Raw genomic sequence first — 13,114 nt, 5'->3', positions numbered from 1 at the left:
GTCACTTGTTCTTCATTTGATACTATTTAACTTTTGGTCGTTTTAGCCAGTATGCACCCACGATTGTCAGTAAAACCACACCTAAGAAAATGTACAATGAAATGCCTTTGCCACCAGTTGCTGGTAATGTCCCTTTGTGTTTGTTTGGTACTTTCTCTGGTGCAACCAATTCACCTGCAACAGCATAAGATTGCTGATCGACCTTAAACGAAATTCGTTCAGTTAGTTTCACATAATTGTTTGGTGCTTTTGTTTCTTCTAAATAATACGTACCATAAGACAAGCCTGTGATATCCACTAATCCATCACTTGTTGTCGTGAAAATCGTTGCTTCTTCCTGTGAAGTCGTCCACGCTACTGCTTTTGTTACTGGATCAATGATCAAATATTTCGCTGTTGCTTCATCTTGATCACGTACCACAAACGAAGCGTCTGCTAATGGTTTGATATCAGCTACTGCTCCATCTACTTTAATGAATCGTTTCCCACCTGTCAGTACTTCCACAGTTGGTGGTGTTTGATCTGTCGTATGTCCAGTATCAACATTTGCTTCGTTGTTATAGCCTTGGGTTGGTTCTGCTAACTGATTCAAATGCATGTAATAAACAAAACTCAACGTACCACCTGGAGTCAATGAAGGAATATAAGTTGGTTCAATCGTTACTGTGAAGCCGTTTGTTTGTTCAGTTACGTGGTAATTTGTTGAATCAATGATCGTTTCACCATCGTAAAGTGCATAACCTGTTTCTCCCGTTGATTGGTTCATGAATGTTAAAGCTGGATCATGTGTATCAATCAATTTGAAGGTGGTATATTTATTGTTTGATCCTTCTTTATCCGCGATCCCAAGAGGAATATTGACGCTGATCTCATAATTGATCGGTTCTCCGATTGCTACGTCTTGCCCATCTAATTGCGGCGTTTCTTTTTCTACTTTCGTCGTATCATTTTTCACTGTAAGTTCAACTGGCGTTTGGCTACCAGCAACAATTGTGAATGGTGTCTTCGTTTGCTCAGTAATCATCGCTGCATTTTCAGGTGCTTTTACTTCTTCTAACACATATTCGCCAACTTCTAATCCAGTAATGAGTATTTGACCTTTCTCTGCTTCATTTTCAGCAACGTCCTCTTCACCGATTTCATAGCTTTTGCCAGTCACAAAGTGTTTTGCTTTAGATTTGTCAGTTGTCCATGTATACATTCCTTGTGCCACACTATGCAAATATTTGGCAACACCTGCATCTTCTTTCACAATGACAAATTCCGCACCGTTTAGTGCTTCGCCTTCTGCTGAACCTACTTTTTTGACCTTCAGCGTTCCTTCATTTTCCACGACATTTTTAGGATATAAATGAACTACGTCTAATTCTTCTGTCCCATATTGATATGAACCTTCGGATTGTTTGATCAGTTCATATACTGGAAATGCCACAACCATATTTGCAGTAGCTGTTACTCCTGATTTTGCTTCTTCTTCAATCACATAAACTGCATCTTTTCCAGCTTGTTTTTTTGGCAATGCTAAAGAAAGATCCCCCTGAGCGTCTGTGGTACCAGAAAGAAGAGCTGTGCCAGAAGTCTGTGATTGGACGATCGCTTTTGCTTCTTCAATCGTCGCGCCATTTTTTCTTGCTTCAGCAAATGATTCGGTGACATCATACACATGGAACGTCACATCTGCCAACCCTTGATAGTTGTTGAATTCAGTCATTTCTTTCCCTGTATTTTGGATCTCTTGTTGTGGGAAATCTAACATTTTCTTTTTGTGGATCACCAATTGTGCATCCATTCCTTCAGCAAACACTTGTGGATTAGGAAGTAATGCCACCAGTGTAAGTAGTGATGAAATAAGACATAGTAATACTTTTTTGAAATTTTTTCTATTCTTCATTCTTCTTTACTCCTGTTCTTTTGATAAATAATGAAACTACCTATGATCGATATGCCACCAATCATACCAACACTTATTTTTTCGTCAGTTGTTTTTGGAAAAAGAAAACTCGTTTCTTGTTTCTGATTAGTGATTTTCAAAGGTTCACTAGGTTGTCCATTGATGGCATATGACATACTTTTTACGACAAACGAGACAGCATAAGGATTTCTTTTATACCCTTTTGGTGCTTTGATTTCTTCAAGTAAATATTCTCCGTCTGCTAAGCCATTGATGGAAAATAAGCCATTTCGATCAGAAGTCAGCGTTATTGCATCTCTTGCTCGTTTTTTCCAGCAATATTTTCCATCTTTCAAATGCAGGTATTCTTCCTGTTGGTTTTTGATCATAAACATTGCATCTTCTAGCACCTGTTGTTCCTTATCTTTTGTAACTTTTTGAAACCACTTCCCTCCTGTTCGAATACGTGTACTTCGTGACAATGATGCTGTTCCGATATCTAATGTCGCTTGATTGATGATCGATTGATCAGCGATTGCATCTTGTCGTAAACGCATCTGATAGTTGATCCTCACTGTTTTACCTGCCAGATCTTGCAAGTCTTGACCGTTAAACGCAATACTGAATCCTTGACTATGGCTATGAAACGTCAGATTTTCCAAGCGTTTTTCTTCACTGTGGACTTTGAGCGATTCAGTTAGCAACTCCAACCCTTTCGTCGCACTGTCAGTGACTACACATGTTTCTTCAGTTGCTATTCCATTTGGAAACTGGATATCCAATTGATAGTAGATCTTTTCACCAATCGAATAAGTATTTTTTTCCTCTACAAGCTTTTTTTCAAAGACGATCGCAGATGGCTCTTGGTTCATTTTAGGATAGAGATGGATTGCCTTTTGTGGATGATCATATGAATCATAAAGAGGCAAAACCACGACTACATTTTGTGATCCTACAAACGCATCTGCTATGTGAGTGGTTTCGTTCACTAAATAAACGTTACCTATTTGATTCGTTGACTCACGTAGATCAAAGATTGCTACATCTTCTCCATCATTGTTCGACTTCACCAGTTTTTCCATTAGAAAAGAACCTGCTGAAGTACCTTGTCGCGCAATGATTTGTTGTGTTTCTTCGACAGTAAATCCTTTTTTACGTAATTGATAAAATGATTTTGTCACATCGTAAACCGCAAAACTCGCTTTATGAGATTCCGTTTGTTTATCTGATGAGGGTTGCGTAGTATGGACAATCAACTGGACCATCTCTTGTGTTTGGGCGATACACGTTTTGGCACCACCAACTAACAGAAAAGGCAACAACAGCAAGAACCAATAATACTTGGTCAACTTGAAATGCCTCCTCGTCTCATCCCCCTTAAATAAACGACAAATGAAACAATCGCAAGGATACCTAATAATAGGAAGCCAAGTCGGCCAGATCCTCCGGTTTCAGGCAGTGGGATCAATGCCTGATTGGTGATGACCAAATGGATTTGGTTGTTCGTATGATCAGTTTGTAACTGGATTTCTGATGGTTCACCATCTACAGTTACTTTTCCATCCGTTTGGATAACGATCTGTACGGGTTGCTCTAACCCCAGATAACCTTCTGGTGTTTTGATTTCCTCCAACGTGTACTCACCCGGTTTTAGGTTCTCAAAAACAAATGTATCAGTTGCTTTATCGTCGTTTGGTAATTCAACCTGTCCATCTGAACCGGATAGTCGGAAGACTGCCCCTTTTAACACCTGTCCTGTATCCGTTTGCTTTAGGACTGTTAAATCAAAAGGTTTGATTTGATTCATATGCGTCAATGTCCAAACGGTATCTTCCTCTACATTTTCTCCGTCATAGAGAATCGTACCGTAAGGGTCAACTTTAAATTCATAGTTTCCTGGAATCGTATCGTAACCAAGCGGTCCTGCTGTTTCTACTAAGCGATATTCACCCGCTTTTTGTATCACGAATTCTGCCAATCCTGATGACGCGGTAACTTCCTCTTTCAGTGTATGATAGGTTCCTGTTTCTCCTTTTATTTGTAAAGCAAAAGTTGCTCCTGCCAGATTGATTTTTTGTTTGTCCTTTTCGGTATATTTTCTTATGGCTATCGGAAGGTCTGCAAATGGATTCTCAATCGTCAATTGGATCACTTGATCAGTGACTGTAGCTTGTTGTTTGTCCACTGTTACTTCCCCATTGTCAGAAATAGCAATTTCCCACGCCTGCTTTTCCGATTTTTCATGTCCAGCAGGTGCACTGATTTCTGTCAATGTATAAGATTTTACTTTTTCAAGGCGTGTGCCTTCTGGCAATGAATAGGTACCATCCTCATGGTCGATCAGCTGAATCTCCTGACCTTCAATCGTTAGTTGAAACACTGCTCCTTTTAGGAGATGGTCAGCTGACGAAGTTTTCTTGGTTATTTTTAAATCTAAAGGAACAAATTGTTTTTTATTTTTCCAAGTCGTTGCGTTGACTTTTTCTGATTGATATCCTGGTACATCTAACTCATTCACCGCTTCATAGTGAAATTCTTGCCCTTGATTGTTGTGTTTTGGCAAGCTGAGGGTTTCACGAGACGCTTCACTGGACGCTAGAAGTTTGGTGATATTGGTTCGCTCCCAAACATTGGTGTTCTCCTCTTCCGGTTTACTTAATTGTACATAGCCACTTTCCCAACTAGATGTTTCGGTGATTCCTGTTCGCTTGATTTCGTAAATCACTTTCTCTGGTCGAGTCGTCGTATCTTGATCAAATTCTTCCCATTCTTTGAAAAAATCAAGAGATACACCTGGTGCTTTGGCTGACGGCACACCGAATTTAGCAAGAACATCTGGGTTGCTCGTTGGTTGGAAGATTGTTTGCCCATTCATTTGATACCAAGTATCAGTCTCGAACATTTTGCTTTCTGTTTGGAGTCTCACTTGATAATGTAGTTGGATTTCTTGCCCTTTTTCTAAATAGATTTTATCGACGTTGATCGTTTGCCCATCAATAGAGAGAAGTGGCTCAATCGATAGAGGGGTTGTCCCTACACTTGTAACAGAAGCGCTGTCTGGTTGATAAACAAATGGATCAATGATTGGATCAGTGATTTTTCCATCAACGACTGTTCCAGAAAGCTGCACAGCTTTTTTGGCTAGATAATCAGCAATATCTGTAGACTCATTGGCAGATTCATAATATGCCGTGCCGTCTTCACCAGTGGAAACCATCTTACGCATTCGACGTTCTACTTCCTCTTTCGTGATGCCTTCAGTTTCATCTCCTTGCAACTGTATACCCAAGCCATGGATCTCGATTCCTCGTTGTTTCAATGCCATTGCTTCACCAATCGTTGCTGTAAACGTTGAATTGATCCAACGCCATTGTGAATATTGGTCTCTAACAGGTACAAGATAAGGCGGGGAAATTTTTGAAGTATATTCGGGATGATCGACTTGATTGCTAAAAGTCGCGCCATAATAACTAACGTCCTCTTCAGTCACCACACTTGATACGTGATAGGAGCATGTCGGAACACCATCAGTCAAAAGAACGATCACCTTTTTGTGACCATTTTGTTCAGACAACATCTCGCCTGCCTGACGTAAACCATTTTGAGTAAACGTACCACCACTTGTTGAATCAGGTGTGGCTGCTTGGATTTCTTCCTTTACAGAATCAAATCCTGCAATCGGTATCGTTCGATTGTCGTAGCCTTCACTAGAAAAACCAACATAACCTAAATTGATTTTTTCCGTTACACCACTTTCTGATAAGGTATCGACAAATCGATCAATCCCATTCTTCACTTCAATAATACGATTGTCCTCATTCATACTGCCAGACCAGTCAACAACCAGAACGACATCTAAAGGAGGGATATTTTTTTGGGTATTTCCTCGAACATTCAGATACAAGTCAAACAATCCAGGAGTCGCTGTCTCTTTGGCAAATTTACGGATTGCGTAATCGGCTTCTTCTTTTTCCCCACCATATTCAATATAAGAATTGTTTTGATTGGTTGGGTCACCATCCCAATTCGTCAATCCATCCCATTGTGATTGACCATGACGATTCCCTTGATGATTTCGTACATTCTCGTCATTTTCCGGTTGCCACATCGCTTGCGGATAGGTTCCTTGCTCATCTGTGGTATATTCCGGTTCAATCGTCGCTAACCCTTTAGGTTTCAACTGTTCATTGAATAATTGTGGTTGTTCAAACGGACGATATTCGTTTTTAGCTATCGATGAATCATCCGACACCTCACTGTTTTCAGAAGAAGTCGTGGTTTCAGACGTTGGTTCACTCGTTTGTGCAGTTTCCTGATTCTCGTTATCTATAGAAAATGAAAAGGAAGCTGGTTCAGATAAAAGTAACTGACCCGTTTTTTCTTCTATCTGAATATTGAGTTGAAATTCTTTGCTCGTACTCGGCAATTCAATGGTCAATTCTTTTTCTTCAATGGCTTGAGAAAAATCACTTGCTAGCCATTTTCGTTGTTGCTCATCTGTGTATTCTTGATATTCCTGAGAAACATAAGAGGAAAGCAGATTCGTTTCAGGTGCATCTTTTGGATGTAACTGGAATAAAAATCTGTTTTCTTGTGTTTGCTCATTTAATCGATACACGACCGTTAGCTGACGATCTATTTTCCTAATACTTACTTTGCCATATTCATTATTTAAGACTTCAATGGTTGCCTCTTCATTAGCTGCCACAGTCTTTCCTTTTTGGAAATAGAAATAGGTGACGAAAAATAGAGAAAATAGACAGAAAACGATGAAATAATTTCGCTTCTTCATTTATGGATACCTCCTTAGAAAAACTTTAAAATTCAATTAGATAATATAAAAAAAAGAAAAAATTCACTAATCTTTCTAGTTCTCTTCTCTTTTGTCTCTAACTATTAAATTACAGTTATTTTAAGTAGCTTTAAATTTGATATAGTAAAACGAATACATTGAATGATTAGTTATTTAAAACCGATTTATTATTCTTTTCTCTCACAAAATATACTCATTGAGCAATAATTTTGAGACAAATTTTAAAAAAATATTTCTAAATCCGGTAGAGTTTTTTTAGAAAATTGAGACAAGTATTTACAAGGAAAAATAAATACGGTATTAATAATAAAAATATAAAAAGAAGGTGAAGAATTGATTGAAAAAATTTTATTAGATGACCATGCAAGAATGAAATTAAATGTGTATGGAAAGATAATGACCTTATGGTCGGGGGAATATAGTTTAGATCATGTACGAGAAAACTTAGATTTCTATTTCAGTCCGACCCGTTTCAAAAAAATCCTATGTGCTATAGAAGATGATTTAGAACAATTTACTGATATTAAACTGTTACATACTAAAAACAAGTTATCCATTCCTGAACAACTTGTTCAATATACCCAATACCAACATTTCCTATCAACAGAAAGTGTTCCTTATAAATTATTGATCAGTCTTCTGACTGAACAAGATGAAGATCTTGCAGCTTTTTGCAATCGCCATTTTATCAGCCGCTCAACATGTTTTCGACAAACAAAAAAATTGGCTGAATATTTGAAGGAGTACAATATCAATTTGAATTTATCGAATCTTACCTTATCTGGTTCTGAAATGCTGATTCGTATCATTTTTTTCAACTTCTTTTGGTTTGTTTCATTAGGAGAAAGTCTGGATAGTATTCCTTACAGCCAAGAAGTTCGCGCATTGATTTATAAGCACGAAGGATCGCAACACAAGAATAAGTTTGATTTAGGAAAAAAACAAGCTAGTCTCCATTGTCTGATTTGTTTGCTGAGGATCGAAAATAATCATTTTACGGATATCTATCGATTATCGAGAGATTCCTTTATTCCAAGTGAAACAAACATTGACTTTTTTTACGACTTCTTCAAAATTGCGAATCTTCGTTTAGATATCTTAGAGGTAAACTCTTTGTTTTATTTGTTCTATTATTGGCCGTTTCTTACCTCTAATCAAGATATTCGTGTGCCGATCGTGCAACATTCCTATCAACAACCGAGTAATGAGATCAAAGCTATTTTAGAGGAATTTCAAGAGCACTGTCAGACATTTATTGGTACATTCCATTTTGAAAAAGAGCCCGCTTTGCTTTTGAATCTCTATCTATCCATCGGTAACTTTAGCATGTTCAAGCAAAAAATTCCTTTGACCACATTATTTATCTCTTCTTATATTCAAGATAAATACCCACTTTTACGTATCTTGACAATCAAAATCGAAGGGTTTTGGAAAAAAATCGCACAACGAAAAAACTATACCTGGTTGAAATCTTGCGTAAGTGAATTAGCCTTTCTACAAGCCAGTTTACTTTATCCATATTATTCAGAAATCGATGAAAACTATAAATTGAAAGTTGGGTTTGTCAACGTCTCTGAGCATCTGATCTCCGCAGAAATCTTGAATTTAGGCAAGAAGATCCCCTTTGTAGATATCGAGCGACTCACGCTTCCCATCACTGAAGAATATGACTTTTTCATCTTTGGTTCCCCCCTGCTGATTCCTAATGGTCTTGATTCTTCTAAGTATACAGTCCTTGATTTTTGTCATTATAGAGACTTTGAGACAAATCTGTATCAACGACTGTTAGAAGTCCATCATTTAAAACTACAAACATTGTTTGCTGATTAACTGATTAATATAAAAAAAAGCTTTTAAGCATCCTGCTTAAAAGCTTTTTTACTACACTCGGTTATTTTGCACGTTTTACGTATGAACCTTCTGCTGTATTGATTTCTAGTAATTCATCCGCTTCAATGAAATCAGGAACATTGACTACTAAGCCTGTTTCCATCGTTGCAGGTTTACCAGAACCAGTCACTGTCGCACCTTTGATCGATGGTTGTGTTTCAACGACACGTAAGACAACTGTTGTTGGTAATTGGACACCAATCACTTCGCTACCGAAGAATTGGATTTTAACTTCCATGTTTTCTAAGATAAATTTCATTTCTTCAGCTACAGTTTCTACAGGGATCTCATATTGTTCGTATGTTTCTAGATCCATAAAGAATGCTGTATCATCCATTGTGTATAAGTATTGAACTGGTTTTGTATCAATGTGTGCTTTTTCAAATTTTTCGTCTGGTCTTAGTGTCGTATCATAAGTAGCACCAGTACGAACATCTTTTAGCTTCATACGCATCACAGTATTTCCTTTACCAGGTTTGTGATGGCTTGCATCAATTACTTTGATCAATTTTCCGTCTTGGACAAATGTCATTCCGGATTTTAAATCGCTTGCTGAGATCATTATTTTTTGCTCCTTTTTTTCTTAATCATAATCACCCTTATTGTATCAGACAAACGTCTATAAAACTAGGAAATTATTGCTTTTCAAATGATAGTCTTTGACTTTCTTATTTTTTCATGCTATTTTTAATTAAATCATTATTGGAGGGATAAACATGGCAATCAATTACTTAAAACAATTGAAGTGTTGTTGTATGGTGTATAAAAACAGCATACTGTTTGCCATGTCTATTAATTGCCCTTCATAGTTGAATGAAAGATCTCTTTCTGTAGTGAAAGTGTTTTCTTTCTTGGTCTTTTCAATTTATGATCTTACGAGGAGCTGATTAAATAGTCAGCTCCTTTTTATTTTACTTTTTTGGAGGTTTGGATTCGTGATCATTTCATCAATTACTGAAGCAATCGGGCATACACCCGTCTATAAATTTACTGCGCAAGATTTTCCTATGCCAAAAGATTCCGTGATCTATGCAAAACTGGAATACTTGAATCCAGGAGGTAGTATCAAAGACCGTTTAGGTTTGTATTTATTGACTTCCGGTCTTGAGAGCGGAAAAATCGATCAAGAAACAACGATCATTGAGCCAACTGCTGGTAACACAGGGATTGGTTTAGGTCTGGCAGCTTTGAAATTCAATTTAAAAACAATTTTTGTCGTACCAGAAAAATTTAGTATAGAAAAACAAAAAATCATGCAGGCACTAGGCGCAAAAATCGTACACACTCCTACAGAAGAAGGAATCGTTGGTGCGATCGAAAAAAGTAAACAATTAGCTTCTGAGATCCCAAATAGTTATGTTCCCTTGCAGTTTGAAAACCCAGACAATCCAGCCACTTATTACCAAACATTGGGGCCTGAATTGTTTCAAGAATTGGAAGGGTCAATCAATAGTTTTGTTGCCGGTATTGGAAGTGGTGGTACGTTTGCTGGAACCGCAAAATTTCTAAAAGATCGTTTACCTGAACTTCGCCTGATTGGTGTTGAGCCAGAAGGATCGATTTTGAATGGTGGTCCTTCACATGGGCACGAAATTGAAGGCATCGGCGTTGAATTTGTCCCCCCTTTTCTTAGTGAGTTGACAATTGATCAATTTGAAACGATTTCTGATGCTGAAGGATTTGCTTACACACGTCAACTAGCAAAAGAACACGGATTATTAGTAGGCAGCTCGAGCGGAGCCGCTTTTGCCGCAGCCTTAAAAGAAGCACAACGTCTACCGAACGGACAGTCTATCCTGACCATATTTCCAGACACGTCCGATCGTTACTTATCAAAAAATATTTATCTGTAAGCAACAAACGACACAATAAACTCAATGAAGAAATTGGAGGAAATAATTATGCATATTCAAACAAAATTGATCCATGGTGGTATTAGTGAAGATCCGACAACCGGTGCAGTTAGCGTACCGATCTATCAAACATCGACTTACCGCCAAAATGCAGTTGGACAACCGAAAGAATACGAATATTCACGTTCAGGTAATCCAACACGTTTTGCTTTAGAAGAATTGATCGCAGACTTAGAAGGTGGCGTTCGTGGCTTTGCCTTTGCCTCAGGTCTAGCAGGAATCCATGCAGTCTTTTCCTTATTCCAATCTGGAGATCACATTCTCTTAGGCGATGATGTCTATGGTGGAACTTTCCGTTTATTTGATAATGTTCTTACAAAAAATGGGTTAGAGTATACGATCGTCGATACAAGTAATCTTGCACAGATTGAAGAAGCAATTCAAGACAATACAAAAGCTTTGTACCTAGAAACACCAAGTAATCCTCTACTTAAAATCACCGATTTGAAAGCAGGGGCTGCCATTGCAAAAAATCGTGACCTGTTAACAATCGTGGATAACACATTTGCTACACCATACTTTCAAAAACCTTTAGAATTAGGCGCTGATATTGTTTTACACAGTGGCACAAAATATCTAGGCGGGCATAGTGATGTCGTTGCTGGATTAGTTACGACAAACAACCAAGAGTTGGCGGAACAAATTGGTTACTATCAAAATGCCATCGGTAGCGTATTAGGTCCACAAGATAGTTGGTTGATGCAACGCGGGATCAAAACTCTTAGTGTGCGTATGGAAGAACATCAAAAAAATGCCTATGCTGTAGCAGAATTATTAGCGAACCATCCTGAAGTTGAAGCAGTCTATTACCCTGGTCTAACAACCCATAATAATCATGAAATTGCGAAACAACAGATGTCCGGCTATAGCGGAATGGTTTCCTTTACCTTGAAAAACGACGCAGATGCAATTCCTTTTGTAGAAGCTTTGCAACTATTTATCCTCGCTGAAAGCTTAGGTGGTGTCGAAAGTTTAGTGGAAATTCCTTCTGTGATGACTCATGCCTCTGTACCTAAAGAAAAACGCGAAAAAGCTGGAATCAAAGACGGATTGATTCGTTTATCCGTAGGAATCGAGTACGCCCAAGATCTTTTAGATGATTTGAACCAAGCCTTTACCCAATTGAAAAATCACTGATCCATTTTATCTTTAAAGAATTGAAAAAAAATCAATCAGTTTTCTACACCTGACCTGCAATAAGTGTTAGAATTTAGATAAATCGACCCAATCTTTTTAGAGGATTTTCATTTCCCTAAAAAGAATCATCAGATAGTTAGGAGTAATTCAATATGAAAATGAATGTCGAAAGTTTTAATTTAGACCACCGTAAAGTAAAAGCCCCTTATGTTCGTGTAGCTGATCGTAAAAAAGGCGAGCATGGCGATTTGATCATCAAATATGATGTCCGTTTCAAACAGCCAAACAAAGAACACATGGATATGGCAGGTTTGCATTCTTTAGAACATTTAACTGCCGAAAACATCCGTAATCATGCAGATTATATTGTAGACTGGTCACCAATGGGATGCCAAACAGGCTTCTATCTTACTGTCATCAATCATGAAAATTATGACGATATTTTAGATGTTTTAGAAAAAACGATGAAAGATGTGCTACAAGCAACAGAAGTTCCAGCAAGTAACGAAATCCAATGTGGCTGGGCTGCAAACCATACGTTAGAAGGCGCACAAGCTTTAGCGCGTGAATTTTTAGCAAAACGAGATGAATGGTCAGACGTCGGAGTATAAACAGACCATACATTTATTTAATCATAATAGAGATTGAGGAAAGTGACCTCTATCTCATAGTCATAAGCCGTAAAAGACAAAAGAACATGCCAAATCTTTGTCTTTTACGGCTTGTTTTGGTAAGTTATGAGAAAGACAATTTGGCGTGAACTTTAAGAGAAAACTCAAATAATATCTCTTAGTCTTCCATGTTGGCTAATGATCGAAGGCATTGACTTTCGCTCATTATGTTTTCAGTTTAGGGGACTACGTCAGCAAACCCTTTATTATACATCAACAAATAGGAGGAAAAAACGAATGGATATCTATGATTTTAACGTCACATTAGAAAATGGGAGAACTTACTCATTGGACAAATACAAGGGCCACCCTATGATCATCGTTAATACTGCAACAAAATGTGGTTTGGCGCCGCAATTTGAACAGTTGGAAGAGCTTTACCAGATGTATCAGGAAAAAGGGTTAGTAGTGTTAGGTTTCCCATCGAATCAATTCAAGCAAGAAGTAGCTTCTGCAAATGAGGCTGCGGAAGCCTGCCGAACAACGTATGGTGTTACATTTCCCATGCATCAACTAACGGTAATCAATGGCGGGGATGCTGATCCCCTATTTGATTATTTAAAAGAACAAGTACCAGGTACTTTTACACCTGCAATCAAATGGAATTTTACAAAATTCCTTATTGATAAAGACGGTCAAGTAATTGAACGTTTTGCGCCAAAAACTTCACCATTAAAAATGAAAGAAGCAATCGAAGCCATTCTTTAGTCAAGATGCAATAATTGGACAATCAACATTTTAGATTATTGGTCAAATGAAACTCATTTCTATTTAGAGAAGAAGCTTAGATCGACTTAAA

General features: G+C 37.8%; 9 protein-coding genes. 5 read left to right on the top strand and 4 right to left on the bottom strand.

Annotated elements, in window-relative coordinates; translation table 11 throughout:
- Positions 1-22: 22 nt before the first annotated feature.
- The 3 genes from IGJ49_RS02295 to IGJ49_RS02285 are packed head-to-tail and all read right to left on the bottom strand — an operon-like array spanning position 23 to position 6,683.
- Positions 23-1,891 (bottom strand): SpaH/EbpB family LPXTG-anchored major pilin, encoded by a 1,869-nt coding sequence (locus IGJ49_RS02295; RefSeq protein ID WP_438722257.1) that lies wholly within the window; start codon positions 1,889-1,891, stop codon positions 23-25.
- Entirely contained in the window at positions 1,888-3,240 is a 1,353-nt protein-coding gene (locus tag IGJ49_RS02290; protein WP_438722256.1) for an isopeptide-forming domain-containing fimbrial protein, read from the bottom strand. The genes IGJ49_RS02295 and IGJ49_RS02290 overlap by 4 nt, the downstream gene beginning before the upstream one ends.
- On the bottom strand, positions 3,237-6,683 hold the full coding sequence (locus IGJ49_RS02285) for a SpaA isopeptide-forming pilin-related protein (protein WP_438722255.1): 3,447 nt from the start codon (positions 6,681-6,683) through the stop codon (positions 3,237-3,239). The genes IGJ49_RS02290 and IGJ49_RS02285 overlap by 4 nt, the downstream gene beginning before the upstream one ends.
- Before the next feature lie 354 nt (positions 6,684-7,037).
- On the opposite strand from IGJ49_RS02285, the gene IGJ49_RS02280 reads away from it, so the two are divergent.
- Complete coding sequence (locus IGJ49_RS02280) at positions 7,038-8,534, top strand: helix-turn-helix domain-containing protein (protein WP_224434508.1); 1,497 nt, start codon at positions 7,038-7,040, stop codon at positions 8,532-8,534.
- A 61-nt stretch (positions 8,535-8,595) separates the two neighbouring features.
- Here IGJ49_RS02280 and efp read toward each other — a convergent pair whose 3' ends face one another.
- Entirely contained in the window at positions 8,596-9,156 is a 561-nt protein-coding gene (gene efp, locus IGJ49_RS02275) for an elongation factor P (protein ID WP_349521561.1), read from the bottom strand.
- Positions 9,157-9,529: 373 nt separating this feature from the next.
- Here efp and IGJ49_RS02270 point away from each other — a divergent pair, with 373 nt between their 5' ends.
- From IGJ49_RS02270 to IGJ49_RS02255, 4 genes are all read left to right on the top strand, one after another.
- On the top strand, positions 9,530-10,447 hold the full coding sequence (locus tag IGJ49_RS02270) for a PLP-dependent cysteine synthase family protein (protein WP_224434507.1): 918 nt from the start codon (positions 9,530-9,532) through the stop codon (positions 10,445-10,447).
- Positions 10,448-10,495: 48 nt separating this feature from the next.
- Positions 10,496-11,644 carry a cystathionine gamma-synthase gene (locus IGJ49_RS02265; protein WP_019724150.1) on the top strand — a complete coding sequence of 383 codons (1,149 nt, stop codon included), beginning with the start codon at positions 10,496-10,498 and terminating at the stop codon, positions 11,642-11,644.
- A 152-nt stretch (positions 11,645-11,796) separates the two neighbouring features.
- Entirely contained in the window at positions 11,797-12,255 is a 459-nt protein-coding gene (locus IGJ49_RS02260) for an S-ribosylhomocysteine lyase (protein ID WP_019724149.1), read from the top strand.
- A 297-nt stretch (positions 12,256-12,552) separates the two neighbouring features.
- The gene (locus IGJ49_RS02255) at positions 12,553-13,023 is read left to right on the top strand and encodes a glutathione peroxidase (protein ID WP_438722254.1); all 471 of its coding nucleotides are present in this window, start codon (positions 12,553-12,555) and stop codon (positions 13,021-13,023) included.
- The last annotated feature ends 91 nt before the right edge of the window (positions 13,024-13,114 follow it).

The sequence above is a fragment of the Enterococcus sp. AZ171 genome, from assembly GCF_051714005.1.
GTDB lineage: Bacteria > Bacillota > Bacilli > Lactobacillales > Enterococcaceae > Enterococcus_B > Enterococcus_B pernyi.
The sequence above is the reverse complement of the archived record's forward strand: the minus strand, read 5'-3'. Positions and strand labels throughout refer to the sequence as shown.

What these genes read in the sequence shown, in the direction of transcription:
- IGJ49_RS02295 (WP_438722257.1), bottom strand. Translation starts at nt 1,891, where the DNA reads ATGAAGAATAGAAAAAATTTCAAAAAAGTATTACTATGTCTTATTTCA.
- IGJ49_RS02285 (WP_438722255.1), bottom strand. Translation starts at nt 6,683, where the DNA reads ATGAAGAAGCGAAATTATTTCATCGTTTTCTGTCTATTTTCTCTATTT.
- efp (WP_349521561.1), bottom strand. Translation starts at nt 9,156, where the DNA reads ATGATCTCAGCAAGCGATTTAAAATCCGGAATGACATTTGTCCAAGAC.
- IGJ49_RS02265 (WP_019724150.1), top strand. Translation starts at nt 10,496, where the DNA reads ATGCATATTCAAACAAAATTGATCCATGGTGGTATTAGTGAAGATCCG.
- IGJ49_RS02260 (WP_019724149.1), top strand. Translation starts at nt 11,797, where the DNA reads ATGAAAATGAATGTCGAAAGTTTTAATTTAGACCACCGTAAAGTAAAA.
- IGJ49_RS02255 (WP_438722254.1), top strand. Translation starts at nt 12,553, where the DNA reads ATGGATATCTATGATTTTAACGTCACATTAGAAAATGGGAGAACTTAC.